The organism is Corynebacterium sp. HMSC062A03 (assembly GCF_001811145.1).
Taxonomy (GTDB): domain Bacteria; phylum Actinomycetota; class Actinomycetes; order Mycobacteriales; family Mycobacteriaceae; genus Corynebacterium; species Corynebacterium aurimucosum.
On sequence record NZ_KV803683.1, the window covers coordinates 1 to 24,477 of the forward strand.

Below are 24,477 nucleotides of genomic sequence, written 5' to 3' on the forward strand. Positions count from 1 at the left end.
CCCCGACGTGTCTACTTTCCGGGGGTCAGGCCCATCCATCAAACGCCTGGTGAGAACACTCAAAAAATACCGCAGCTTTGAACTCGTCGTTGGCGGCGAAACCATCCACGCCGCCGTACCGCTTCCACCCGATATCACCGCCACCATCCAAGCAATCACCGGCCGCGAACTTCCGCACTAAATTGGCCTAAGTCAGGTTACAGTAGTTCGTAGGAACAGATATCGCTAAGGCCCCGCGGTCCAGAAAAGAACGCGGGGCCTCAGTGGCAGGCACACACCACGGTTTAGCTTTGCGTGCGCGGCTTAATGGTCATGGTGTCAATGTTGACGTGCTCCGGCAGCGAGGCCACCCAACGCACGGCCTCAGCGATGTCTTCTGCGGTGAGGTTGAGCTCGCCGTCATACACCTGTGCGGCACGTTCGGTGTCGCCCCGAAAACGATTAAGGGAAAATTCTTCCGTGGCTACACGGCCTGGGTCGAGTTCGGTGACGCGGACACCGTGCTCCTCGATACGTAATGCACGAGAAATCACGCGCACGCCATGCTTGGCGGCGTTGTAGCCGGAGCCGCCCTCGTAGACGTTCCACCCGGCAACGGATCCCATGTTGATAATGAGCCCACCCCGCAGCTTCGGCATGAGGGCTTGGATCATACGGACAGTGCCGAGGACGTTGACGTCGTACATCCACTGCCAGTCCTCTACGGTGGTCTCCACGAGAGGTTCCAAGCCCTTCGCGCCACCGGCGTTGTTGACCAAGAGGTCCACGCGGTCGAGGTGGGAGACGAACTCAGCCACGGACTCGTCCGAGGTTACGTCGAGGGCATAGGCCTCGCCGCCGATGTCCTTCGCGAGGGCCTCAAGGCGCTCTACGCGACGCGCACCGACGACGACATGCCAACCGTCGGCCGCCAACGCTCTTGCCGACGCCTCCCCGATCCCCGAGGACGCTCCTGTGACAACTGCTACCTTTTCCATGCGCCCTAGGATAGGACTTCTTCCAGCTCGGCGCAGATGTTTTCCACGATCTCGATCTTGAAGTCGGCCGGGGTGAAAGCTCCATCCGTCATGTCGGTGTTGAGCGAGATATCAAGCTGAGTGCGCAGCTGCTTCATGGAGAAATTAGCCATGATGAGACGCCACGCCTCCACCGCGCGGATGCCGCCGCTAAAGCTATAGCCAACATAGGCAATCGGCTTGGCCACCCACTCAGCGCCCAAGGAATCGACGGCGTTCTTGAACGCACCCGGCACGGAGTGGTTGTACTCCGGGGTGACAAAGATATAGCCGTCGCAGGAATCGACAGCATCGGACCAAGCTTGGACATTCGGGTCCTCGTAATTTTTGTTTGCCGCCATAGGGATGACGGAAGAAGTGAGAATTGGAACGTCGAAGGCCTTGAGGTCAATGAGCTCGTAGTCCACGTCGCGGCCCTGCGCGAGATCAGTGACCCACTGGGCGATGGCCAGCCCGGCGCGGTCGTCGCGGGTAGAGCCAAGAATGATGCCGATTTTTGCCATAAATGTGCCTTTCACATTTTGTTAACGTGTCAACGTTTGAGCGTACGCCGATATGCTCACGCGATCGACATTTCCGCTCAACATGTTTATTCTTTTGCCATGTCACAGGAGAACTTGGCGGATCACGGATCCATTGAGCGCATGACCAGCGGGCAGTGGTTCATGCCCAGTGTCAACGAGGAGGTCAACGCCGAGCACCAGCGCGGATTCCGGTTGGTCAAAGAACTCAACGAGCTGCACAACACCGATCGCGACCGCGCGCACGACATCCTGCGCGCGCTGCTCTCCCCCGAGTCCGAAGTACCCGGCCTCCACACGCCGCTTAACCTGGAATACGGCCGCAACGTCACGGTTGGCAAAGGGGTGTTCATCAACTTTGGTGCGACAATCCTGGCGCAAGCGCCTGTAACCCTCGGAGACCGCGTCATGATGGGGCCGAACTGTTCGCTCATCACGGTGGGCCACCCCGTCAACGATCATGAGATGCGGGCGGAGGGCTGGGAAATAGCTAAACCTATCACCATCGGTGATAACACCTGGTTTGGCGCCAACGTCACGGTCCTGCCTGGCGTCACCGTGGGCAAGAACTGCGTCGTAGGCGCAGGCTCACTGGTGACCCGCGACGTACCGGATAACTCGCTGGTCCTGGGCTCACCGGGGCGCGTGGTGCGCAAGCTGGAGGACAACGAAGATAGGTGGGAGCGCCAAGATCTCGATGTTTGATCTCAAGGCAATCGGCAAGGGACTTCCCGTCCTAGAGACCATTGATTCGCTTCCTTCAGACGGCCACGTCGTGGTCCAGGCCCCGCCCGGCACCGGTAAGACCACGCTTATTCCACCGGCATTAACGAACCAGGTAGAGGGCAAGGTTCTCGTCACCGCACCACGCCGCGTGGCGGTGCGTGCGGCGGCAAACCGCCTTCAGGAGTTGTCAGGCCAGCGCATCGGCTATGCGGTGCGCGGTGATTCCCGCAAAGGCGCGGACGTCGAGTTTGTTACCCCAGGTGTTTTGTTACGCCGACTGTTGCGGGATCCGGAACTTGAAGGGATTTCCGCCGTGGCCATCGACGAGGTCCACGAACGCCAGCTCGATACTGACCTCGTACTCGGTATGTGCTTAGAGTTGGCGCAGCTCCGCGATGATTTTCGGGTTATTGCCATGTCCGCGACTGTCGACGCCACCCGCTTCTCCCAGCTTATGGGGAATGCGCCGATCCATTCCACTGAGGCTGTCACGTACCCACTCGATATTTCCTATGAACCGATTCCGGGGCGCGCTGCGGGAGATCGAGACTTTTGGAAAGGCGTGGCGAGGGTTGCCGCGCGGCAGCACGAGTCCACGCTGGTCTTTGTTCCCGGCGTGCGCGAGGTCAACCTGGTGTGTGATGCACTGAGTGGCCATAACGTTTTTCCGCTCCATGGCCGCCAGACCACGCAAGAGCAGGATGCGGCGCTTTATACGCGCGAGCCGCGCATCGTGGTGGCGACGTCCATCGCGGAATCTTCGCTGACCGTGCCAGGCGTGCGCACCGTCATCGATGCCGGGCTATCCCGCGTGCCCAAGCGGGATGCGCAGCGCGGGATGAGTGGGTTGGTGACAGTGTCGACGTCGAAAAGCAGCGCCGATCAACGCGCCGGACGTGCCGGACGTGAGGCGCCGGGTACCGTCGTCCGCTGCTATTCGCAGGAGGATTACCAGCACTTTTCCCCGCACGTGATTCCAGAAATTCTTTCTGCGGACCTCACGCAGGCGGCACTGTTCATGGATAGTTGGGGCGCGGGACCGGATTTCCCCTTGCTGGATCCCCCACCGGGGCCCGCGCTTGCCGACGCCCACCGCACCCTAGATCTGCTCAACGCTGGCGAAGAGCTGGCGTTACTGCCAACGCACCCACGATGGGGCGCGGCACTGTTGAAGTACGGCGCGGGAGCAGCACAGACGATTGCCCGCCTGGATGATTCGGATCCGAAGCGGCTTGCCCGCTTGGTGCCCAACAAGGGTCCGGTGGACCCAGGCGTGGTGGTCGCTAGCGCCTTCCCGGAGTTCGTGGCTAAGCGCGTGGGCGACAAGGAGTTTTTGCTCGCCAGCGGTACGCGCGCGCGGTATTTCGAGGATGGTCACGACTGGTTGGCGGTGGCTGAGGTGTCGTTGGCGCGATCTGGAAACGCCATCATTCGTGAAGCAGTGCCCATTGCGGAAAAGGACGCACTCGACATCATCGGCGTGACCGAAGAGACGCGAGCATTTCTCGACGGTCCCAAGGTCCGTGGCATGCGCGTGCGTGCGGCAGGCTCCATCGTGTTGTCGGAAACCCCAGTGAAGGTCTCCGGTGATGAGGCGGTGGAGGCACTACGCAACTCCGGACAGGGTTTAAATCTGTTTCACTTCAGTGACAAGGCTCAAAACCTGCGGGAACGTATGCGTCATCTGCATAGGGCATACGGGAATCCGTGGCCGGACGTGGACGGCGATGATCTGAGCTGGCTGGAGCCGGAGCTGCATGAGCTGGCTGCCGGGAAGCGGCCAGACATGTACCCGGCGCTGCAGCGCTTGCTCCCCTGGCCCGAAGCTAGCCGCTTGGATGAGCTCGCGCCGGAACGGTTAGCGGTTCCGTCCGGACGTGCTGCGAGGATCGATTGGTCCGGCGAGCGTCCCGTGGTCTCCATCAAGCTGCAGGAATGCTTCGGCCTGGCTGAATCGCCCGAGTACTGCGGCCACCGCGTGCAGTTTCATCTACTGTCCCCCGCCGGTCGCCCGCTCGCCGTCACCGATGACCTAGCCAGCTTCTGGGCTGGGCCTTATGCCGGCGTGCGCGCCGACATGCGCGGGCGCTACCCCAAACACCCGTGGCCGGAGGATCCATGGAACGCTGTGGCCACGGCGAAGACGAAGAACCGGATTTAACCCCACTGCTGCCAGGACAGGTACACGCTCATCACCACGACGAGTGCGAGAAGCGCATAGCGGATGAGCTTTGCACCACCGCCAAGCACAGTCCGCGCGCCCAGCTGCGCGCCAATGATATTTGCTGCCGCGAGAACTAAGGCGAGACCCCACACCACGTGGCCACCCACGATAAACACCACGAGCGCACCGACGTTGGTACACGTGTTGACCACTTTCGCCATCGCTGCGGAGGTGAGGAAATTCTGCGAGAAGATAGCGGTAAAGGCCATGATGAGGAACATGCCGGTGCCGGGGCCAAAGATGCCATCGTAGAAGGCGATGGCAGCGACAGCGGCTAACCCTGCCCACGTGCGCCAGCCGCCGCGGATTCCGTCGCCGCTGCCGAAGTCCGGGCGAAAGGCCACAAAGATGCCGACTGCCACCATAAGCACGATGATGACCAGCCGCATGACGTCCTTGTCCATGAGTGCGGCTGCTGTGGCCCCGAGTCCAGAGCACACCAGCGCGATGAGTCCCATGCGCATGAGCTCGCCCTTCGGCGGGCGAACCTTCTTGACGAGCGTTACGGCAGCAGAGGCCGTTCCAGAGACCGCCGCCACCTTGTTCGTGGCCAGGGCTGTGGCGGGCGCAAACTGGGGTGCGACCGCCAGGATGAGCGGAATGAGCACGAGCCCGCCGCCACCAATGACGGCATCGATCCATCCGGCCGCGGTAGCGCCGATGGTGAGAATCGCCCAACCGCTTAATCCGAAATCCATGTCCATCATTAAACTCGATTCCATGTCTGTTCGTACGCGATGGGTCATCGTGGCCCCGGGGTCTGCAGCACTGGGGGCATTGTTTAGCTACCTTCACGTACCCGCAGCCTGGATCCTCGGCGCCATCGTGGTCTCGGGAGCCATGGCCTTGACGACGGGCAAAGAACTCGCCGTTAACGAGCACTTTTATTCTGTCGCCCGCGGGTTCATCGGAATGATGGCGGGCATACCACTGACCTTAGTTCCTGCCTCCACGCTCCTTGGCTTTGTGCCAGCCGCGGTGACGATGTCACTCATCACCGTGCTTATCGGTGTCGCCGGCGGCGTGCTGCTACACCGCTCACAGCCGAAAGATATTTCCTGGGAGACCGGAATCTTATCCATGCTGCCGGGCGGGGCCTCGCTCATGCCGGCGCTAGCCAGCGAACTCGGTGCGGACTACCGCTACGTGGCGCTGACGCAATACCTGCGGCTTCTGGCGGTGTCGGTGTCCCTCCCCTTGGTGGTCTCCTTGTTAGACGCCCCCGCGGGCAAAGGCGTCGACATGAGCGTTGACGGCGAGGTCACGTGGTGGATCGTGGGGTTGACGGTCGCCATCGCCGTGGTTGGTGAAAAGCTAGGCAAGCTGGTGCGTTTGCCAGCTGCTGCTGTTTTGGGGCCGCTCCTCTTGACCGTGCTGGTCGCCCAGGTTATTCCAGCCGGCCATACCTTGGAGCCGCTCTACGTCTTCAAAATCATGGCGTTTATGTCCATCGGCTGGGTCTGCGGTGGTGGGCTGTCGGTACCGGCACTGCGGGCCTTCGCCAAGCAGCTGCCGGCGACGATCCTCTTCATCATTGTCGTCATCGGAGTGTGCGCACTCACTGCTGTGCCTTTAACCGCATGGCTGGACATCACCTACTTCGAGGCTTACCTCGCCACTTCGCCCGGCGCGCTGGAGACCGTCCTCGCGCTCTCCGCGGAAGGCGGCGCCGGCCCCGCCGTGGTGGCCGTGCAGATTATCCGGCTCATCATCGTGCTCGTCATCGCGGGATATTTGCCCCAGATTTTGGGGCTATTCCGCCGCTAGTGGATAAATCCAAGAGTCTGACAACTAGTCCAGAATGGTCTCGCGCAGAATCGACATCGGCACAGAACCTAGGGCTAACGCCTGGGAGTGGAAATCACGTACGTCCATGCCCTGCTCCACGGCAGCGTCGCGGGTCTGCTGCCACAGGCGCTGGCCCAGAGCATAAGACGGCGCCTGGCCCGGCCAGCCCAGGTAACGGGTGACCTCGAAGGAGAGGTTAGCGTCATCCATCGCGGTGTTCTCACGCATGAAGGTCTTGACGTGGGACTTGTCCCAGATGCCGGACGCAGTGCACTCCGGCAACGCCTTGCCCAGGTGGAGTCCGATATCCACCACGACGCGGGCGGCGCGGAAGCGTTGGGCGTCGAGAAGCCCCATGCGGAAGCCCGGATCATCCATGTATCCCAGCTCCGCCATGAGTGCTTCAGCGTATAGAGCCCAGCCCTCACCGTGGCCAGAGTTCCACGTCACCGCACGGCGCCATAGGTTGAGGTCCGGTTGGGTCAGCGCGGCGCCAATCTGCAGATGGTGGCCCGGCGCGCCCTCGTGGTGGACGGTTGTCAGCTCCTGCCAGGTGTGGAAAAGCTCCTGGCCAGCCGGTACGGACCACCACATGCGGCCGGGGCGGGAGAAATCATCGGAGGGCGAGGTGTAGAAGATGCCGCCGGTGCCGGCCGGGTCGATACAGCACTCGATTTCTTTAACGGCCTCCGGGATGTCGAAGGCGTTGCCGTCGAGGTCCTTGATCGCGCGGTCCGCGGTGGACTGCATCCACTCCACTAGCGCGTCGGTGCCGTGCAGCTGGTAGCGCTCCTCTTCGTTGAGTTTGCGCATGGCCGCGCGCACGGTGACGTCGGAGCCATAGAGCTCGTGGGCGATCTTTTCTTGTTCCGCCTTGATGGAGCGCACCTGGTCCATGCCCCACTCATAGGCCTCATCGAGGTCCACGGCATCGCCAACGAAAAGCTTGGAGAAGCGCTCGTAGCGCTCTCGGCCCACCGCATCCTGCGATGGTGCCTGCGGCTGCAGCTCGTTAGAGAGCCAATCGGCGAACTCGCCGAAGGCTTCCTTGGCCGCGTCCACCTCTGGGCCTTCAACGCCAAGGTCCTCGAGCATGGAGCCGGCGTCGGCAAGCCGCTCGCATTGCACGAAGACATCGGAGATCTGGCGCTGCGGCGCGACCATGCCACGCGAAGCCGCCTCGGTGAGGGACTCCTTGTAGCCGTTGAGCGAGGTTGCCACCTTCGACAGGCGCGAACGCAATGCATCAAGTTGCTCCGGGGTGTCCTTCGGCATGAGCATGAGGGTGTCGCGAATGGTCTGCACCGGGGAGGCAATGTTGTTAAGGCAGCGAATGTCCTCACCGGCATGGTGCAGGTCAAGATCCAGGCAGAGACGGTCGCGCAAGACGGCGGCGGTGACGTAGTCCACCTCGTCAAAATCGTCGTCATCGTCGGATTCGTCGGTGGTGTCATCGAGGGCATCGAGATCCGCCATCATCTCACGAGTGCGATCCGCCACGGAGGAGTAGTACTCCGGGGAGAAATCTTCCAACTCACCGTCGAAGCCGGGAATTCCCCACGCGGTGGCATCGGTGGGCGTGAGCTGCGCGAGGTCGTGGACGAAATTATCGCACGACGCGTCCAGCAGCGAAGGCTGGCGCTCTGCGTTCTGGTCAAAACTCATAAGGGCGAAGTCTAACGAAGATCCAGGGGTTTGGGCCAACCCAGCGCCGCCTTATTTACCAGCTTGTTAGCTAATTGTTGCTCCACTTACTTCCCGGGCTTGTCCAGGATGTAAATTCGTTGAGCACTTCAGCAGGAGAGGGGTTCACCACGAGAGCATCGAGGAAGCGCTTCTGAACGAATCCCTCCTGCACCATTGCAGAGTACATATGCACGAAGGGCTGCCAGAAACCATTGACGTCTACCAGGCCCACCGGGCCGTCGAGGTTGCCTAATTGCTGCAGGGTGAGCACCTCGGTGAGCTCCTCTAGAGTTCCCACGCCACCCGGCAGGCACACGAAGGCATCCGCGAGTTCCTCCATACGCGTTTTGCGCTGCGCCATGGTGTCCACGACTTCGAGTTTGGTTACCCGCTGGTGTGACATCTCGTAATCAACGAGCTGCCGCGGGATAACCCCAATGACGGTGCCGCCGGCGGCAAGGCAGGAATCTGCGACGATGCCCATCAGGCCTACGTCACCGCCGCCATAAACCAGGGTGAGGTTGCGCCGCGCGAGCTCCTCCCCCAAAAGGTGTGCGGCTTGGCCATAGGCTTCAGAGTTTCCAGCGGCGGAGCCGCAGTACACAGCAACAAAATCCATGAACACTACTCTAACGCAGGCACACTTCTAGACTATGATGTCTACTGAATCCCAATTTCTATTAGACAATGCGGTCTGCTGAATTTATACTTGCGCCATGATTAAATCTGGTCCCGTGTTCACTCGCCCCCGCACCCCAGCGGCGAAGTGCCTCCACATCATTCGACTCAACCCCGTTGTTACCCGCAGTGAACTTGTCGAAGCCACGGGACTCTCCCAGCCGACGATTACCCGCGCCACTGCCGCGCTGCTGGGTGCTGGACTGATTCGTGAGCGCACGGATTTGACGCAGTCCCGCGGCCGCGGGCGCCCCACCGTGCCCCTGGAAGTGGCGGATAATGATTGGATGCTGGTTGGTATTGCGGTTGGCACCGCCTTTACCCGCATCGCCTTCTTCGACACCAAGGGACGCACCCTGCGCGAGGAAGACGTGGCTACCCCGGTGTCGCGCTTGAGTGCAAGCGATGTTATCGAGCACATCATTGCTGGTGTCAACCGCCTGATGACCGGCCTGGATCGACGTTTGGTTTCAGTCGGCGTGACCACCTCCGGCAGCGTGAACGAAGCTGGGCGCATTACCGCCCACAACCTGGGCTGGGACGAGATGGATATCGCCAGCCGTCTGGAGTACCAGTTCGGCGTTCCGGTTGTCGTGTCTTCCGTCATCCCTGCCATCCTGGGATCCGAGACGCAGTCTGCGGAGCTGGGCGCGGAGAAGCCCGTCATGGTGCTCTACGCGGATGACTCCGTTGGCGCCGCGCTGACCTTGGGCGATGAAATTGTGCAGCTCGAACTCGACGAAGCTGACGTCCTGGCCACGCAGGCGATGCTGAATGAGACCGGCGGAGACTCATTCCCAGACGTGGTGGCGAATGCTGATGAAGAAACGCGGGCGCTTCTCGACGACCGCGCGCGCTCCCTCGGGGCCACCGCTGCTGAACTTTTAACGCAGCATAAGCCCGATACCCTCGTAGTCGCCGGCGGCGCCTTCTCCGATGATCCGGCGGCCCCGAAGCTCTTTGCTTCCGCCGTGCGCCAGGCCACCGATCACCCAGTGGAGCTGCGCATGATTCCCTCGCACACCGAGATTGTTCGCGCCTGCACCCGCGCTGTGGCGCTCGATCCGCTGCTGCGCGTTCCGCTGGAGCTTGGCCGCGAGGCGAAAGCTGCCTAAAAGTAAACCGAGTCGATTCCCGTAAAAAGGTGGGCCTTGAGCCCGAGACGCTGGGCGGCGGTGACGAAGTCCGGCCGATCATCGAAAAAGTGCGTGTCCTTGGCCTGCGCGCCGAGGGCATCCACGGCCACGAGGTAGGCCTCCGGATCCGGCTTGGCTACCCCAATATCGCAGCTCAGCGTCACGGCAGCGCATTCCTTCAGCCAAGGCTGCGTCTGGCGGATCCGAGTTCCCAGAACCGTCGGAACATTCGCCAAAATGCCGACGCTATGCCCTTGAGCAATAAACCCTAGGACCGCGCGCACCATCTCTTCATCGGCGACCAACAGGCGCTCGGTGTCCAGTTCGGTCGCGTGGCTGACGTCAAAGGAGCTCAGTTCCGTCAGCGCGCGAATGCGGCCCCAATACTGCGCATCGCTCAGGTGCCCAGCATTATAGGCAGGGCGAAACTCCTCATAGATGGACCAAAAGTGCTCTACATTTTCGGGACGGAGGTAATCCTCCAACTCAGAGTTCCCGGCGGGCCGCATGAGCACGCCATAAAGGTCGAAGAGCAAACTTGCCATGCGCCCAGTGTAGCCAGACCGCACTAGCTCCAGTCAGCGTGCCCGCCACGAAGAGCGGGAGCGACAGCGTGCCCTGCGCCCACAACGTCGAGGTGGCCCCCACGAGGAACAAGCCGCCGACGCTAAACAGGGAGCGGCTCAACGCCGTCGATGCAGCAGCGGCGCAGAGCAACAGTGCTAGACCCGCGAACGGGCCGAGCATCACGGCGAGAGCGAAGAAGAAAGTTCCCAGCGCCATGTTCGTTGCGGCCAGCCACGTGCCGCCGACCAATGCGATCACAAGGCCGGCCAGGGCACCGCAAATCAGCATCAGGCGCGTTGTAGTCATAAAAGAAATTCTCCCACCAACCGCAGGGGGCTGTGGGAGAATTCCTAGAAACTATATGGCTTCGTTACCGTTGCGCCAGCGAACCATCGATGCGCAGCAGACCCGAGCCGTCATTGCCCACCAGCTTGAGCTGGTCAATGATTTCGGACACGGTGGACTCCTCCTCAACCTGCTCCTCGAGGAACCAGTTGATGAGGGCGCGGGAATCGAGATCCCCAGCGGCATCCGCGGTGCGGGCGATCTCCCGGATCTGCTCCGAGACCTTCTGCTCATGCGCGAGGGATGCCTCAAAAGCATCGAGCGGGGTGGCGGCCTTGACGGAGCCGACCTGGATATCCTCCAACTCGACGCGGTAGCCGCGGTCCAACAGGTGCTCGGCGAACTTCTGTGCGTGCTCGCGCTCTTCCTCTGCCTGCTTGAAGAACCAATCGCGCATGCCCGGGAAGGACAGGTTGTCCATCTCGTAGGCCAGCTGGGTGTAAATCAGGGCTGCGCCGTGCTCGTTATTGACCTGGGCGTTGAGGAGCGTTTGCAGTTTCTCATCCATGAGAGTTAATCCTTTCGTGTGTTGTTCCCACAATTTCGTGTGTTGTTCCCACAATACAGAAATTCTCTGGACGCGCTAGCAAGGCGATCTTAAGCAAACTCGCACGTCATAACACTTTTTCTGGTAGGTTTACCTAACCCAAACCAGAAATCCTCTGGTAACGCGCGAGGCTAACGCCATCGAGGCCGCGGAATTCCACCGCTACTCCACGACTTGCGTACTTGTTTTCCACGGATTCAAGCACCGCCACGGTTGAGGCATCCCAGATATCGGCCTCTGAGAAATCCACAATGATCTTGTCCACCGGCAGGGTGTAATCGAAGGCGTAGACCAGATCGTTGGACGACGCGAAGAAAAGCTGGCCGCGCACGGTGTAGACGTTGCCCTCCAGCTCCACCGACACCAGGTGCGCCACGCGGCGCGCAAAGGCCACCGAGGCGGTGAGGACGCCGAGGATCACACCGACCGCCAGGTTATTCGTGGCCAAGGTGCCAATGACCGTCACGAGCATGACGAGGGTTTCACTCAACGGCATGCGGTGAATCGTACGCACCGAGTGCCAATCCACGGTGTGGAAGGACACCATGAACATGACCGCCACGAGCGCGGCCATGGGAATTTCTCCGACAGTATCCCCCAACACGAGGATGAGGATGAGGAGGAAGACACCGGCGAGGAACGTCGACAAGCGCGTGCGCGCCTGCGATTCCTTGACGTTGATCATGGTCTGCCCGATCATCGCGCACACGCCCATGCCGCCGACGGCCGCGGCGAGCATATTACCAATGCCCTGACCAACTGATTCGCGTGTCTTATCGGAGTGGGTATCCGTGAGGTCGTCGACAAGCTTGGCTGTGAGCAGGGATTCCATGAGGCCGACCAACGCCACGCCCAGTGCATAGGGAAGGCAGAGGAGGAGAGTGTCCTTCGTCCACGGAACATCCGGAATAATGAAGCCAGGCAGGGAGGTCGGCAGCTCACCTTGATCCGCGACGTCGGGAACCTGCCACCCAAAAATCACAGTCAACATGGTGACCACCACGATCGCCATGAGCGGGGCGGGGATTACCGTGGTGATTCGCGGCCACACCACCATGATCAGCAGGCCCAAGGCGACGAGGACATACACCAGCCACGGCACGTTCCACAGATGGCTCAGCTGCGCGGTGAACATGAGGATGCCTAAGGCGTTGACAAAACCCAGCATGACGCTGCGAGGGATGAAACGCATGAGCTTGGCGACGCCCAGCACTGCCATCACCACCTGCAGAATTCCCGCCATCCAGATGGTGACGAGGACGTAGTGCAGGCCATGCTCGTGGGCAAGTGGTGCGATGACCACGGCGACCGAACCCGCCGCGGCGGAGATCATGGCTGGGCGCCCGCCGGTGATGGCGATGGACATCGCCATGATGACGGAGGCGAAAAGACCCACCTTAGGGTCGAGTCCGGCGAGGATGGAGAAACTTAAAACTTCCGGGATGAGGGCGAGCGCAACAGCAAGCCCGCCAAACACTTCTTTACGGAAGCGGGCGGGCGAGTTGAAAGCCGCGCGGAAAGAACCGGCGGAGGCTTCTGACATTAATGTCCTTCCTGGAAAGAGCCATCGCGCGTGATGACCGGGAGGACGGACCATGCGAAGTTGATCCACTGGTCGGTCTTCTTCCACGAGAAGTCCGGCTCAAAGATGGTGGTCGGCTTCGTGTAGATCACCGCGGACTTGACCTCGGATGCGGTCTGCTCGAGCAGGTTGACCACGAGGTCGAGGGTCTTGCCGGAATCCGCCACGTCATCAACGACGAGGACCTTCTTGTCCTTGAGCGAGTCTGTATCTAGCTGCGGGTTAAGGAGAATCGGCTCCGGAAGGGTCTCACCGATATCGGTGTAGAACTCCACGTTGATAGCGCCCATCTCCTTGACGCCGATGGCGTAGCCAATAGCGCCGGCTGGGATCAATCCACCGCGGGCCACGCCCACGATGAGGTCCGGGAACCAGCCCGAATCCACGATTTCTTGGGACAGGAAGCGACTGGCCTCACCGAAGACCTCCCAGGTCAGGTTCTCGCGTTCCGGGTTCCACCACTCCGGGGTGCTCATCGTCTAGGTCTCCTTCGCCAGATTGTGCATTTCCCTCAGTTTAATCATCTCCCTCAGCGGAACGGAACCTCTGCCACCGTTCGCCGCAATTTGCGGGTGCGCAGCCGCTCTGGATTCTCCGCCAAGGCCTCCACCGCGCGCACCGCGCACATGACGTGGGCCTCCTTCGAATTCGAATAAAAGGCCTGCGCTTGGGCGGGAAGTTTAGGTACGGCGTGCAGGGGCAAATCAGAAACCGACAACAGCGTGCCGTACGGGATGCGGTAGCGGTAGCCGTTGGCGGCGAGGGTGCAGGATTCCATATCTACTGCCACTGCGGTGGAGTGGCGCAGCCATTCCCACAAGTCCCGGGAGGTGCGCCACTCCCAGTTGCGGTCATCGGTGGAGAGCACCGTGCCGGTGCGCATGAGCGAATTGTCTTTCCCATAGACCTCGTCGACGGCGGCCTCCAGCATGCGCTGGATCTCCGGGATGGCGGGAATCGGGTTGCTGGTGGTGACGGTGCCGTCGAGGATGTGGTCTTCGCGCTGATAAGCATTGCCCAGGATGAGGTCTCCGATGCGCATGCGGCCATCAAGCCCTGCGCAGTGGCCGATCATGATCCAGGCCTCGGGGCGCAGCACCGCGAGACAGTCCGTGATGGTCTTGGCGTTGGAGGGGCCGACGCCAATGTTGATCATCGTGATGCCATCGCCGCCAGCGGTAATGAGATCAAAACGTGGCATCTGGTAGCGGGAGGTGAGGGTGAGCTCATCGACGTCGAGAAGCACCGCGTCATTGGGGTGGATGGTCTCTCCCGTGGGCAGTACTAGCGCGGTGTAGCGCGAGTCTTCCCGGGCCAGCTCGCGCAGGCCGAACTTAACGAACTCGGTGGTGTGCATGGCGTAGTTGGTGAACAGGATGTACTTCTGCACGGTGCCCACCTCGATGCCGGTGTAGTGCTCGATGCGGGCGCAGGCGATATCGAAGCGCTGCGGGCCAAAGTGAAAGAGTGGCTTTTCCTTCCCGTGGAAGGCTTTCCAGGCGCCGTCAACGATTCCGTCATGCACCGCATCGAGCGTGGGCCGGGGTATGTCGCCGCGGTCCTGGGGAATTTCTGTAATCCCCCGGATATATTCCGGCGGGATGCGCTCATCTGATTGGCCAACGTAAATATCGCAGGGATAGTTATTGGTGAGCCGTGTGAGCTGCTCTGTGAGGTATCCACGAATCAGCCATGGCTTTGATATCACCGCCGAGTAGCGGCCCTCTTGGTCCACGTAGCCGAAGGGTTCAGAGCGGTCGATGGGCGTCCACTGACGCACATGCACGGTGATCTTCGGGTAGACCACGTGGCGGTAGGCGTCGTGGTCCCCCGAGGCGAGTGCGTGACGTGCCAGCTCGCAAGAACTGTCATAGAGCTCGCTGAGGCGCGCAACCGCTTCGTTGACGGAGTGGACATGCTGCAGGTCGGTCATGCCCGCGAGTGTATCCATGAAAGAAGCCCGCCGCGGTGAAGCGGCGGGCCCTATCCCCATGACTAATCCGGTAGCGCGTGCGGTGTGGAGCTCACCGCCGGACCAAATTAGGCAAGCCTTAGCTTAGTACGAAAGTTGGATAAGGGTCAAGAGTAAACTGAAATTCCATGATCCCACTCCCCCTCGGTGCCCGCAGACGTCCGCGCGGCGTCTACGAAGACGACTGGTCCGCGCGTCCCACCGCCGAACGACCTTGGCCGGTTGTTTTGATCCACGGAACCTGCGACAGCAAGGGGATATGGCAGGTTCTCGCAGGAATGCTCCGCGCCGCTGGCTGGGCCACCTTCGCCCCTGACTACGGGACCCGCGCCACCGGCCCCCTGCAGGAATCCGCCCGGCAGCTCGACGCCTACATCAACGCCGTCCGCACCGTTACCGGCGCTGAACAAGTAATCCTCGTCGGGCATTCACAAGGTGGGTTATTGGCTCGGTACTGGATGCGCATGCACGACGGCGCAGAGTGTGTACGGCACGTCGTCTGTATCAGTGCACCCAACCACGGCACGACCCAGGGTGGAATCGCCAGCCCCCTCTTTCGCAGCGAAAGGCAGGAGGAAGTGGCGCGCTCGCTTATCGACGCCTGGTTTGGCCCCGCCGGAATGCAGCAAGTAACCGGCAGCAAGATAATTGAGGACACGAACCGCGGCAGTGAGGTCGAACCCGGGGTGAGCTATACGTGCATCGCCACCCGCTCCGATGCCATCGTGGTTCCTCCCAACACCTGTTTCCTCAATGGCCAGCAGGTAAGAAATATCTATATTCAGGACATCGAGCGCCGCGCGATAATCCGCCACGAAGATATGCCCATGGATAGGCGGGTATGCCAGTTTGTCCTCGAAGAACTGGAGCAACTCTAGAGTTCTAGCTCATCCAGGATCGCATCGAAAGCCGGGCCCACTTGAGTGCGCCACAGGGTGTCTACGCGGTCATCCGCGCGTCCTGGTCCGCCGTTGATGGTGGCTACGCGCTTGCCCTGTTTCTTGGCCTCCAGAACGAAGCGGAAGCCGCTCATCACCGCCAGCGAAGAGCCGGCTACCAGCAGGGAGTCAGATGCGTTGACCATCGCGTAGGCAGCATCTTTCTTGTGGGTGGGAACGGGCTCACCAAAATAGACCACGTCTGGCTTGAGGCGCCGTGAGCCGCACCGCACACAGCCGGGCATGACAAATTCTTCGACCGCTTCTTGGCTGAGGGCAACATCGCCATCTGGATTGACGTTCTCTTTGTCTACTGCCCAGCGTTGGAGGTATGTCGGGTTGGCTGTGGCGGCGCGGGCGTCGTAGTCCGCGCGTGTTTCTTCGTATCCGCAGCTCAAGCACACCACGTGTTGCATGTCCCCGTGCAGGGCAATGAGGTTGCGCTGCCCGGCTTCTTCGTGGAGGCCGTCGACGTTTTGGGTGACGAGACCCGTAAGGAGCCCGGCGCGCTCGAGTTCGACCAACGCGTAGTGCGTGCGGTTGGGGTGTGCGGCCTGCATGACCCGCCAGCCAACGAAAGCACGGGCCCAATAGCGGTGCGAGGCCTGCGGATCGTGGAGAAATTCCTGATAGGTCATGGGGCGGTGGCGGCTGAGGGAACCGTGCGGGCCGCGGTAGTCCGGCACGCCTGATTCCGTGGACACTCCCGCCCCGGTGAGGACCATGACGTTGCCGCGGCGCAGCTGCTCGGCGACGGCCTCCAGTGCCTGTTGTGGGGGAGTCGGCTCCGCAATCTCGGCGACGACCCGGGAGATGGAGCGCAACGCGGACTGGTGGGCGTGGGCAACGGCGGGATCCATGGTGCCCCAGCTTACGGAAGTGCCTCCTCATAGAGGTGGTCCGAGTCGAGCTCACCATGGCGCGAGCAGCGCGCGTTCCAGCCGTCCGGGCGCACCTGCACCACCATGCGGCGCCCGCACAACTGGCAATAGCGCGGGACGTCCAGGCCAGCCGCGGCCGCTGGATGCAAGGTAAAGTCCTCGCTTAGTGGTTTCCCAGTGTTGGGGTGGAACAGCGGCTCCTCGCCGGCGAGGACGGCGGCGGCCAGCTCCGTCGAGTTCTTCATTAGAGCGCCTTGATCGGCAGGTCGATGCGGCCGAGCATGTCAACGTCCTTTTCAATCTGCTTGCCCAGAGTGGTCAAGTAGTTGCCGGCGATGATGGCGTTGATGCCGCCGAGGAGGCCCTTTTCGGTGCCGTCGTCACCGAGCGAGAGCTCGCGACCGCCCGCAAAGCGGAGGGTTACAGACGGCATAGCCAGGCGGAAGGCGGCCACGGCGCGCAGCGCCTCACCGAGCGGGACTAGGGGGTAGTCCGCGAACGGGGTGCCCGGGCGCGGATCGAGGAAGTTCATCGGTACCTCGCAAGGCTCGAGCTGGGCCAGTTGGTAGGCAAACTCGGCGCGATCCTCGAGGGATTCGCCCATACCGATGATGCCGCCGGAGCAAATCTCCATGCCGACAGCACGCACGTTCTCGAGGGTTTCTTTGCGCTCCTCCCAGGTGTGGGTCGTGACCACGTTGGGGAAGAAAGACTTGGACGTCTCCAGGTTGTGGTTGTAGCGCTGGGCGCCCATATCCTTAAGGCGCTGGGCTTGTTCGCGCGTCAGCGTGCCCAGGGATAGGGAGATTTCGATATCGACTTCATCGAGGATGGCCGGGATGGCCTCGGCAACCTGGGACAGGAGGTTCTCATCTGGTGCTTTGACCGCAGCCACGATGCAGAACTCCGTAGCGCCGGTCTTAGCGGTCTTCTTGGCGGCTTCCACGAGCTCCGGGATGTTGAGGCGCGCGGCGCGCACGGGAGACTCGAACAGGCCTGACTGCGAGCAGAAGTGGCAATCCTCCGGGCAGCCGCCGGTCTTAATGGAGATGATGCCTTCCACAGACACGTCCGGGCCGCACCACTTGAGGCGGGTTTGGTGCGCGATGTCCGCGATCTCTTCCAGCTGTTCATCCGGGATCTGAAGGACCTGCAGCAGCTCTTCTTCGTTCAGGCCGATGCCCTGCTCCAGGGCCTTCTCGCGTGCGATATCTACGATGCTCATGCGGGAAACCTTACTTGAACACCGTTCAAGTTGCGGTAAATCGACGCACTTTATTGTGCACGGCTACCCTTTATGCCATGGATTCCACGCTCTACGACGACACCCTCGTATTACTCCAGGAGCTTATTCGCAATGCCTGCGTGAATGACCTCACGCCTGACTCCGGCAACGAGGTCCGCAATGCCGACACCTTGGAGCGATTTTTTGCAGGCACCCCAGTGGAGATTCAACGCTATGAATCGCACCCAGGCCGCGTGACCATCGTGGTGACCGTTCCGGGTGACCCGGACAAGGAGCCGCTGACGCTCATGGGGCATACGGATGTCGTGCCCGTCGACGAGCCGAAGTGGACCAAGCCTCCCTTCGACGCCGTCATCGAGGATGGCAAGCTCTACGGCCGCGGCGCGGTAGACATGCTCTTTATTACGGCGACGATGGCGGCGGTGACTCGCGATGTGGCCAAGCGCGGCAACCCAGGCGGCACCCTGGCCTTCGTGGGCATGGCCGATGAAGAAGCCCGCGGCGGTTTAGGCTCCATCTGGATGGACAAACACCACCCCGAGGCCTACTCGGTGCGCAACTGCCTCTCGGAGACCGGCGGCAGCCACCTGCCCGGCGCGCTCGGCTTCAACGTGGGCGAGAAGGGCGCGGGCCAGCGCCGCCTGCACGTGCACGGCGATGCCGGCCATGGCTCGACGCCCTTCGGCAAGGACTTTGCCATCGTCAAGATCGGTGAGGTCGCTCGCCGCATCGCCGCCGCTGAGCCGCCCGTGGCCACGGATGAGGTGTGGCAGGGATTCGTCAAGACCTTCCGCTTCGACCCCGCAACGGAGGCAGCGCTTCTCGACGGCTCCGCTACCGCCGCCGACTACGAAAAGTTCGGTAATTTGTCCGCCTACGCCCACGCCTTCTCGCACACGACGATTGCCCAAACTGTCCTACGTGCAGGTGGTGCCATCAACGTACTGCCCTCCCACGCCTATCTAGAGATGGACATCCGCCCCTTCCCCGGCCAGACCCAGGAGGAGCTCGACGAGTTCCTGCGTGAGGCCCTCGGCGATATGGCCGAGGAGGTAGAGATCGAGCACCTTATTACTGAGGACGCCACGCAGTCCTCCACCGACACTGAGCTCTGGCGCTGCATCGAAAAGACCGCTCACGAGTTTTTCCCGGATAAGGAAGTGCTGCCAGTGCTGGCAACAGGTGGCTCCGACTTGCGCGTGGCTCGTCGCCGCGGCGGCAATGCCTACGGTTTTGCACTGCATGCCGAGGATCGGGACATGGCCAGCGCAAACTCGCAGCTGCACAGCCACGATGAGCACCTTTACCTGGAAGACTTGGATTTGACTGTGAAGGCGTATTTTTCGCTGGTAAATCGTTTCCTAGCGCGTTAGCACTTGCACAAACGTGTAAAAGCTGTGGCACAATGTGGCGCATGAGAAATAAGCTTGTCCTCTGCTCCGTTGCTGCCGCCATCGGCCTGTCCGCTCCTGCCGCCTCCGCCGACATGGTGGATGACTACCTGGCTAAGGTTCCGGCCGGCCAGATTTCCTGTGAGCAGGCCACCAAGTACTACACCAACCCGTCCGACTACAACAGCAAGAAGTCCCAGGCACTCGCTGCCGCTAACTTCCACCCGCGTGGTCCCGAGATCCGCGATGCCGTCGCCCGCGCCGACGAGGCCATCGCTCGCTGCGGCCTGAACGGTGGCGGTGGCAACGCTGCTCCTGCTCAGAACACGGCTCCAACTAACAATGGTGGCCACAATGCCAACAATGGTGGTGGTGCTCCGGCAAACAACGGCAACAATGCCAACAACGCTGGCCAGAACAAGGCTCCGTTTACACTTCCCACCCTCAACACCATCCCGGTGCACGTAGGAAACTTCACCTTCCAGATCCCGGATATCGTGGAATTCCTCAAGGCCCTCATCGCTGAGGTCCAGTCGACTTTCCTGAACTAAAGAAAGTACGTCCCCGCGTGCAGCGCACAGCCTGGATTGAAGGCGTGCCCGCACGCGGGGCATTTATATGCCGAATATTCGGCGTAGGTCATTGTTCGGCCGCAGGCCCCACACATGACGCACAGCTCGTCCTTCGGCATGGGCCCGAAGTCATGATCCGTTAACTCCGCATGACACAGCGAACACGCGAACCAGCCGCCGCAGGTGTGGCACTTGTTCGCAATGACGTCGACAGGCGTGTGCCAGTGCCGGCACCGGCCCTTCGCGTCAATCGCTCCGTGAATCTGTGTCATTAGCGCGTCAGTCCCCACATGATCTGTTCGTGCACGCGCGGATCATGTGGCAGCTGCCCATGGTCAACGGGGGCGGACTCCACGTTGGCCACGTCCGCGCCCGGCACAGCGCTGAGCTCTGAGGTCCGATTTGGCGTCACGGTATTATCCGCCGGCGAGTAGATGGACGTGTAGGTCACGCCAGGCGCGGTATCCGGAAGCTGGTTGAGGTCCTCCATAAAGTCCGAGCCCTGCAACTGCTGGATGCCGGCGCTGGTGCCCAGGAAATCAACCACATCGGGCGCGATTTTGGCCGCCGTGCTGAGGGGTGTTGCTCTGTCACCCCACGTTGTCCCGTGGAAGTTCGCACCGATTGTAACCACTCGGTTCACTTCCTCTGCTGAGCCGTAGAGCTGCGTGAAGGTCTTGGTGTGCAGGCCGCCTTGGGAGAAACCGACGAGGTTTACTTTGTGTGCTCCGGTGACCTCACGGATGTGCTCAATGTGCCCGGCTATTTCGCGCCCTGAAGAATCCAGATCCGCAATACCCTTCATGTAGTCATAGGCATTCTGGTACGTGATGTCCTCGGCGCCGTAGTCGAAGGCCCACACGCACATGCCCTGCTCGGTGAGTTTTGGGATGAGATCATTCCAATCGGCCGCGTTGGCTGAGGTGCCGTGGAGAAGGACGACCGGCTCGGTGACCGAACCCGTGGGCTTACAGTCAGGATCATTGATACCGAGATCCTGCGCGGCGGAGGTCTCGATGGTCTGGGCATGAGCCGGAACAGGAGCGGCGGTGCCGAGGAGGATGGCCAAGAAAGCGCGCTGTAGAAAGCCGTTTTTCATGAGGCACTAGCTTATCCTCCAAGGCTGGCCATTTACTGTGTGGTTTCTGTGCGCATGTGGGGTGGCGGCCACTAGCATGATGATGGATAGACAAAGGATCTGAAATGAAGCGACTTCTCTCTCTTGCCGCTGCGCTCTTTGTGCTCAGCGGCTGTTCCTCACTCGACGTTGAATCCACTCCTGAGAGTGAGACGTCACCAAGCACAAGCACCAGCGTTACTGAAACAGCAGAAGAGACCCCACGCCCCACCCTTCCCACTGCCGAGGAAAGCGCCGAAGATATCGGCGTGGATCAACCGCACGAAGAAGTCATCGGCTTCACCGAGGCGCCTGGTGTAGCGCAGCCTACTCCGATGGAGAAGACCATCGAATCCTGCGGTGACGTCTCACTGCACGAAACCGGAACCACATTCTTCAGCGATGGAACTTCTGGCTGGACGCAACAATGCGCCGACGAAATGATGGCCGCGAATCCCCCAGTGCAAGAGGCCGCCGCTATTTATGAAGCACCCGCCGTACAACAGAACTACGTTCACCCCGGCGCGTATTGCAATGGCGGTAGCGGCGTATCAAAGAAAGGTGTCCCGATGACGTGCGCGCCCGCTTCTGATGGCAGGATGCGCTGGCAAAGCGCTTAAGCCGGCGGTACACGCCTTCTCACGAACCTGTCACTGTCGTTCACGGTAAATAAGAGCGAAAAACTTCAGGCGGGCTCAGGTGGTGAATGCATCTATACAGCTAGGAGGTTGTGTAGATGTCAGGTGATGAGAAGCTGCGTGAGCGGTTTGTGAAGGCGTATCTGCATAATGCGCGTCCGGTGCCAGTGATCCTGAAGGAGTTGGGCGTCTCGAAGGTTCAGGCGAGGGCATGGCGCCAAAGCGAGGGGCTTAACCGTGCTCGGCTTCAGCGGAGTTTGGTTGACCAGCAGTATCAACAAGTTGTCGCTCTGGTTGAGAGTGGCCGATCTGTGCTCAGCGCAATTGAAGAGGTCGGGTTTCCTCAAAGTCTGGCTTATCGCTACCTTGCTCAGGACGGGTTGGAGCTTGTCCGAAGCAATCGCGGTGGAACGGCACAACCCGTCGACTCCTGGCATACACTGCTCAACCCTGACACCAACGCCGTGTCCACTACTCGGGGGACACCCCCGCCCACCTCGGCACTCAACCCTGCTGTGGGGGTTACTCGTAGCGGAGCGAGCTGAACATCCCGGTTTCCATGTGATAGGCGTTATGGCAGTGAAATGCCCACTCACCGGGGTTGTCAGCGATTAGGTCGGCGATCATGGTTTCACCGTGGCGGAGAAGGACGGTGTCCTTGCGTAGCCCGCCGCTGCCGGGCAGCGCCCACGTGTGGCCGTGGATGTGCATGGGATGGGGCATCATGGTCCTGTTGCGCATGACCATCCGCAGACGCTGGCCCTCCTGCACGGTCGCGGAGGAGGATTGGCCGTCGGTGAGAATGCTCCATTCATACGGCATCATCTGCCCGCCCAGGTCGATGCTGACTTCTCGGTCTGGTGTGTCCTCGGGCAGGAGTGCACGGTCTGCTGGCTTCAGGGAGGACAGAAGCAGTCCGGTGGACGACAACTCGGGGAAGTCGACATCGGGGTGGGGGGCCTGGCCGCCGGCGGTGCGGATGACGGCGAAGGCGCGGTCGTCCTTACCTACCGCTAAAGCCGTGAGCGGGAAGATGCCGTCGCCGAGGATGACCTCGACGTCGACACGCTCGCCCATCGACAGGTAGATCGATTCGGTCTCCCGAGGCTGGACAGGGAAGCCGTCGGTGTGGGTCACGGTCATGCGGTGGCCACCGAGGGCCACCTTGAAGATGGTGTCACCGCCGGAGTTGATAAACCGCAGGCGGGCCTTGTCGCCCGGGCGAGCCTCGAAGGTCCGGTGAGCACGGGGGATACGTCCGTTGATGAGGTAGTGCGGATACATCACATCGCCGGCATCCCCGCCCAGTACCCGGTCCGGGGTGCCGTGCATCATCTGGCCGTGACCTCCCATCCCCTTCTTCCCGTTATGGTCGCCCGAACCCATTCCGGTGAGCTTGTCGAGCTCATCGTCGGGAGTGCCCTGAATGCCATCGACCCAGTCGTCGAGCACGATGGTCCACTCGACGTCCTGGTCCTCAGCGTCTTGCGGGTCACGGACGATCAGTGGGGCGTGAAGGCCGCGATCAAGCTGCAGGCCGGAGTGGGAATGGTAGAAGTAGGTGCCACCGTGGGGGACTTCAAAAACATAGGAGAAAGACTCGCCAGGTTCAATGGGGTCCTGGGTCATGCCGGGCACACCGTCGGCTGCGTTGTGGAGTGCGATGCCATGCCAGTGGATGGAGGTGCTCTCAGGCAGTTCATTGGTGATATCGACCTGGAGGACGTCGCCGGCGGTGGCCTCAATGGCCGCATCCCCGGTGTCAGAGACGTATCCCCACGTCTTGGCTTCGATGCCGCCGATATCCAGAGAGAGGGGCCGGGCGGTCAGTGTCCGGCGCACCGTCGGCTCACTGAGCGCAGTGGGGGTGGGAGTGGGGCGAAGGGAGGGACCTGGTGCCGGGGCAGCGGGTCCAGGGTCGCTGGTGCAGGCGGTCACGGCCCCGGTGCCGGCGAGGACGAGCCCACCGAGCAGAAACTGTCGTCGGGAAAACGCGTTCGTCATGATTTAACCTTCCTTGGTGCAAGATTTCAGTGACACGGGAGACAGTCGCAGGTGAGGACCCTGCTGAGCCATCACGTCAGGCGCAGGTCTGTGACACAGGTGGCACCGTCGTCGGTGGTGGAAAACTCCGTGGTGCCGGTACGCCCCTGGTAGCTGACCTCAATCAGGCCGGTGACATCATCGGGAAGCCAGAAGCCAATAAACCCGTTGTCGAAGGTGGTTGTCGCCTCGTCCACCAGCACCTCACCGGTCGCCTCATCGGTGATCGTGACCTGGATATCCTCATTGTCGAGTTCCCCCAGGCAGGTCGTGAGGCTGTGGTAGAAGCAGTCGTGGGTGGAGGTGAGATAGGGTGCGATCGAGACATACGTCTGATTGTCGGGAAGATCGACCACGACTTCCTGGCCATCGCTCGAGAGCAGCAGTTCATCGGCACGCACGGAGGCGATCAGATCCGTGGGACGCTCAGTGACCTTCTGCCGGTCAAGGTGATCAATGATCTCCACCGCGTCCATGGCGGCCAGGCCATGGGTAGTCAGGAATGTATCCTGGGACACCGTCCCGTCAGCGGTGGGTTCCGGGTCGGTGGCCGAACACCCCGTGAGGGCGAGGGCAAGGGCGGCGGCTGCGATCGCTGCTCGGTTCACGTCAATCTCCTTGGATCGTGGTAAGACGGTGAGAAGACACCGCCTCAAGGTCAATGCCATACTTTTATCTAGCACGGGTGCCTGACGGCCCAGAAATAAAAAACCCTGCTCACAGCCTTATAACAGGGCGAAAAGGGGGTGACTCCGGTGGGCTGGGTCACCACCGGGACACCACCCCACAGCCGTGGGCGATGTCCTTCTACCCGCCCCGGGTATGCGGTGCAGGCAGTGAAATCCCTGGTGGCGCCTGTTGAG

General features: G+C 61.3%; 26 protein-coding genes and 1 pseudogene. 9 read left to right on the forward strand and 18 right to left on the reverse strand.

The genetic code is table 11. The features are described 5' to 3' along the window. Positions 1 to 181 (forward strand): annotated as a pseudogene (locus tag HMPREF2781_RS12630) (hypothetical protein); the annotation flags it as partial. A gap of 103 nt (positions 182 to 284) precedes the next feature. On the opposite strand, the gene HMPREF2781_RS07260 reads toward HMPREF2781_RS12630, so the two are convergent. Together HMPREF2781_RS07260 and HMPREF2781_RS07265 are read right to left on the reverse strand one after the other, a co-directional pair. Next, positions 285 to 977: an SDR family oxidoreductase gene (locus HMPREF2781_RS07260; protein ID WP_070645002.1), complete on the reverse strand. Its 693-nt coding sequence runs from the start codon at positions 975 to 977 to the stop codon at positions 285 to 287. Positions 978 to 982: 5 nt separating this feature from the next. Next, positions 983 to 1,519 (reverse strand): NADPH-dependent FMN reductase, encoded by a 537-nt coding sequence (locus tag HMPREF2781_RS07265; RefSeq protein ID WP_070645005.1) that lies wholly within the window; start codon positions 1,517 to 1,519, stop codon positions 983 to 985. Between the two features lie 99 nt (positions 1,520 to 1,618). Here HMPREF2781_RS07265 and HMPREF2781_RS07270 point away from each other — a divergent pair, with 99 nt between their 5' ends. Further along, the gene (locus HMPREF2781_RS07270) at positions 1,619 to 2,242 is read left to right on the forward strand and encodes a sugar O-acetyltransferase (protein WP_070645008.1); all 624 of its coding nucleotides are present in this window, start codon (positions 1,619 to 1,621) and stop codon (positions 2,240 to 2,242) included. Beyond that, positions 2,235 to 4,424 carry an ATP-dependent RNA helicase gene (locus HMPREF2781_RS07275; protein ID WP_070645011.1) on the forward strand — a complete coding sequence of 730 codons (2,190 nt, stop codon included), beginning with the start codon at positions 2,235 to 2,237 and terminating at the stop codon, positions 4,422 to 4,424. The genes HMPREF2781_RS07270 and HMPREF2781_RS07275 overlap by 8 nt, the downstream gene beginning before the upstream one ends. Here the strand turns inward: HMPREF2781_RS07275 and HMPREF2781_RS07280 are convergent. Further along, the gene (locus HMPREF2781_RS07280; RefSeq protein WP_371441035.1) at positions 4,421 to 5,191 is read right to left on the reverse strand and encodes a TSUP family transporter; all 771 of its coding nucleotides are present in this window, start codon (positions 5,189 to 5,191) and stop codon (positions 4,421 to 4,423) included. The two genes, HMPREF2781_RS07275 and HMPREF2781_RS07280, sit on opposite strands and share 4 nt — an antisense overlap. A gap of 16 nt (positions 5,192 to 5,207) precedes the next feature. Between HMPREF2781_RS07280 and HMPREF2781_RS07285 the strand changes: the two genes are divergently transcribed. Then, positions 5,208 to 6,254 (forward strand): AbrB family transcriptional regulator, encoded by a 1,047-nt coding sequence (locus HMPREF2781_RS07285; protein ID WP_246821801.1) that lies wholly within the window; start codon positions 5,208 to 5,210, stop codon positions 6,252 to 6,254. A 24-nt stretch (positions 6,255 to 6,278) separates the two neighbouring features. On the opposite strand, the gene HMPREF2781_RS07290 is transcribed toward HMPREF2781_RS07285, so the two are convergent. Next, on the reverse strand, positions 6,279 to 7,940 hold the full coding sequence (locus HMPREF2781_RS07290) for a DUF885 domain-containing protein (protein ID WP_070444406.1): 1,662 nt from the start codon (positions 7,938 to 7,940) through the stop codon (positions 6,279 to 6,281). A gap of 70 nt (positions 7,941 to 8,010) precedes the next feature. Next, positions 8,011 to 8,580: an LOG family protein gene (locus tag HMPREF2781_RS07295; RefSeq protein ID WP_070645016.1), complete on the reverse strand. Its 570-nt coding sequence runs from the start codon at positions 8,578 to 8,580 to the stop codon at positions 8,011 to 8,013. A 97-nt stretch (positions 8,581 to 8,677) separates the two neighbouring features. Between HMPREF2781_RS07295 and HMPREF2781_RS07300 the strand changes: the two genes are divergently transcribed. Then, a complete protein-coding gene (locus HMPREF2781_RS07300) occupies positions 8,678 to 9,754 on the forward strand; it encodes an ROK family protein (RefSeq protein ID WP_070444410.1) in 1,077 nt (358 codons plus the stop codon). Here HMPREF2781_RS07300 and HMPREF2781_RS07305 read toward each other — a convergent pair. The 6 genes from HMPREF2781_RS07305 to amn all read right to left on the reverse strand — a co-directional run bounded on the left by HMPREF2781_RS07305 (position 9,751) and on the right by amn (position 14,749). After that, on the reverse strand, positions 9,751 to 10,320 hold the full coding sequence (locus tag HMPREF2781_RS07305; protein ID WP_070444412.1) for an HAD-IA family hydrolase: 570 nt from the start codon (positions 10,318 to 10,320) through the stop codon (positions 9,751 to 9,753). The genes HMPREF2781_RS07300 and HMPREF2781_RS07305 overlap by 4 nt on opposite strands. Then, complete coding sequence (locus HMPREF2781_RS07310) at positions 10,262 to 10,648, reverse strand: hypothetical protein (RefSeq protein WP_070444414.1); 387 nt, start codon at positions 10,646 to 10,648, stop codon at positions 10,262 to 10,264. Before HMPREF2781_RS07310 ends, HMPREF2781_RS07305 begins: the two co-directional genes overlap by 59 nt. 64 nt (positions 10,649 to 10,712) lie before the next feature. Then, on the reverse strand, positions 10,713 to 11,195 hold the full coding sequence (locus HMPREF2781_RS07315; RefSeq protein ID WP_070645020.1) for a ferritin: 483 nt from the start codon (positions 11,193 to 11,195) through the stop codon (positions 10,713 to 10,715). A 133-nt stretch (positions 11,196 to 11,328) separates the two neighbouring features. After that, the gene (locus tag HMPREF2781_RS07320; protein ID WP_070645023.1) at positions 11,329 to 12,777 is read right to left on the reverse strand and encodes a SulP family inorganic anion transporter; all 1,449 of its coding nucleotides are present in this window, start codon (positions 12,775 to 12,777) and stop codon (positions 11,329 to 11,331) included. Then, a complete protein-coding gene (locus HMPREF2781_RS07325; RefSeq protein ID WP_010188260.1) occupies positions 12,777 to 13,292 on the reverse strand; it encodes a phosphoribosyltransferase in 516 nt (171 codons plus the stop codon). The genes HMPREF2781_RS07320 and HMPREF2781_RS07325 overlap by 1 nt, the downstream gene beginning before the upstream one ends. Before the next feature lie 53 nt (positions 13,293 to 13,345). Then, a complete protein-coding gene (amn, locus tag HMPREF2781_RS07330) occupies positions 13,346 to 14,749 on the reverse strand; it encodes an AMP nucleosidase (protein ID WP_070645026.1) in 1,404 nt (467 codons plus the stop codon). 167 nt (positions 14,750 to 14,916) lie between these two features. Here amn and HMPREF2781_RS07335 point away from each other — a divergent pair, with 167 nt between their 5' ends. Next, entirely contained in the window at positions 14,917 to 15,666 is a 750-nt protein-coding gene (locus tag HMPREF2781_RS07335) for an esterase/lipase family protein (protein ID WP_070645028.1), read from the forward strand. Here the strand turns inward: HMPREF2781_RS07335 and HMPREF2781_RS07340 are convergent. The 3 genes from HMPREF2781_RS07340 to bioB are packed head-to-tail and all read right to left on the reverse strand — an operon-like array spanning position 15,663 to position 17,832. Then, positions 15,663 to 16,586 (reverse strand): Sir2 family NAD-dependent protein deacetylase, encoded by a 924-nt coding sequence (locus HMPREF2781_RS07340; protein WP_070645031.1) that lies wholly within the window; start codon positions 16,584 to 16,586, stop codon positions 15,663 to 15,665. The genes HMPREF2781_RS07335 and HMPREF2781_RS07340 overlap by 4 nt on opposite strands. 11 nt (positions 16,587 to 16,597) lie before the next feature. Then, positions 16,598 to 16,852 (reverse strand): biotin synthase auxiliary protein BsaP, encoded by a 255-nt coding sequence (locus HMPREF2781_RS07345; protein ID WP_070645033.1) that lies wholly within the window; start codon positions 16,850 to 16,852, stop codon positions 16,598 to 16,600. Continuing rightward, positions 16,852 to 17,832: a biotin synthase BioB gene (bioB, locus tag HMPREF2781_RS07350; RefSeq protein ID WP_070645036.1), complete on the reverse strand. Its 981-nt coding sequence runs from the start codon at positions 17,830 to 17,832 to the stop codon at positions 16,852 to 16,854. The genes HMPREF2781_RS07345 and bioB overlap by 1 nt, the downstream gene beginning before the upstream one ends. Positions 17,833 to 17,909: 77 nt before the next feature. Here bioB and HMPREF2781_RS07355 point away from each other — a divergent pair, with 77 nt between their 5' ends. Continuing rightward, complete coding sequence (locus HMPREF2781_RS07355; RefSeq protein WP_070645039.1) at positions 17,910 to 19,226, forward strand: M20/M25/M40 family metallo-hydrolase; 1,317 nt, start codon at positions 17,910 to 17,912, stop codon at positions 19,224 to 19,226. 41 nt (positions 19,227 to 19,267) lie between these two features. Then, entirely contained in the window at positions 19,268 to 19,795 is a 528-nt protein-coding gene (locus HMPREF2781_RS07360; RefSeq protein WP_246821803.1) for a hypothetical protein, read from the forward strand. On the opposite strand, the gene HMPREF2781_RS12205 is transcribed toward HMPREF2781_RS07360, so the two are convergent. Both HMPREF2781_RS12205 and HMPREF2781_RS07365 read right to left on the reverse strand, forming a co-directional pair. Continuing rightward, entirely contained in the window at positions 19,792 to 20,088 is a 297-nt protein-coding gene (locus HMPREF2781_RS12205) for a CHY zinc finger protein (RefSeq protein ID WP_083308538.1), read from the reverse strand. The genes HMPREF2781_RS07360 and HMPREF2781_RS12205 overlap by 4 nt on opposite strands. Continuing rightward, on the reverse strand, positions 20,088 to 20,915 hold the full coding sequence (locus HMPREF2781_RS07365; RefSeq protein WP_070645044.1) for an esterase/lipase family protein: 828 nt from the start codon (positions 20,913 to 20,915) through the stop codon (positions 20,088 to 20,090). Before HMPREF2781_RS07365 ends, HMPREF2781_RS12205 begins: the two co-directional genes overlap by 1 nt. A 104-nt stretch (positions 20,916 to 21,019) precedes the next feature. On the opposite strand from HMPREF2781_RS07365, the gene HMPREF2781_RS07370 reads away from it, so the two are divergent. Continuing rightward, the gene (locus tag HMPREF2781_RS07370; RefSeq protein WP_070645047.1) at positions 21,020 to 21,553 is read left to right on the forward strand and encodes a lipoprotein; all 534 of its coding nucleotides are present in this window, start codon (positions 21,020 to 21,022) and stop codon (positions 21,551 to 21,553) included. 540 nt (positions 21,554 to 22,093) lie between these two features. Here HMPREF2781_RS07370 and HMPREF2781_RS07380 read toward each other — a convergent pair. Both HMPREF2781_RS07380 and HMPREF2781_RS07385 read right to left on the reverse strand, forming a co-directional pair. Then, entirely contained in the window at positions 22,094 to 23,575 is a 1,482-nt protein-coding gene (locus tag HMPREF2781_RS07380) for a multicopper oxidase family protein (protein ID WP_070645050.1), read from the reverse strand. A 71-nt stretch (positions 23,576 to 23,646) separates the two neighbouring features. Continuing rightward, positions 23,647 to 24,222: a CueP family metal-binding protein gene (locus HMPREF2781_RS07385; RefSeq protein ID WP_070645053.1), complete on the reverse strand. Its 576-nt coding sequence runs from the start codon at positions 24,220 to 24,222 to the stop codon at positions 23,647 to 23,649. Between the last annotated feature and the right edge of the window lie 255 nt (positions 24,223 to 24,477).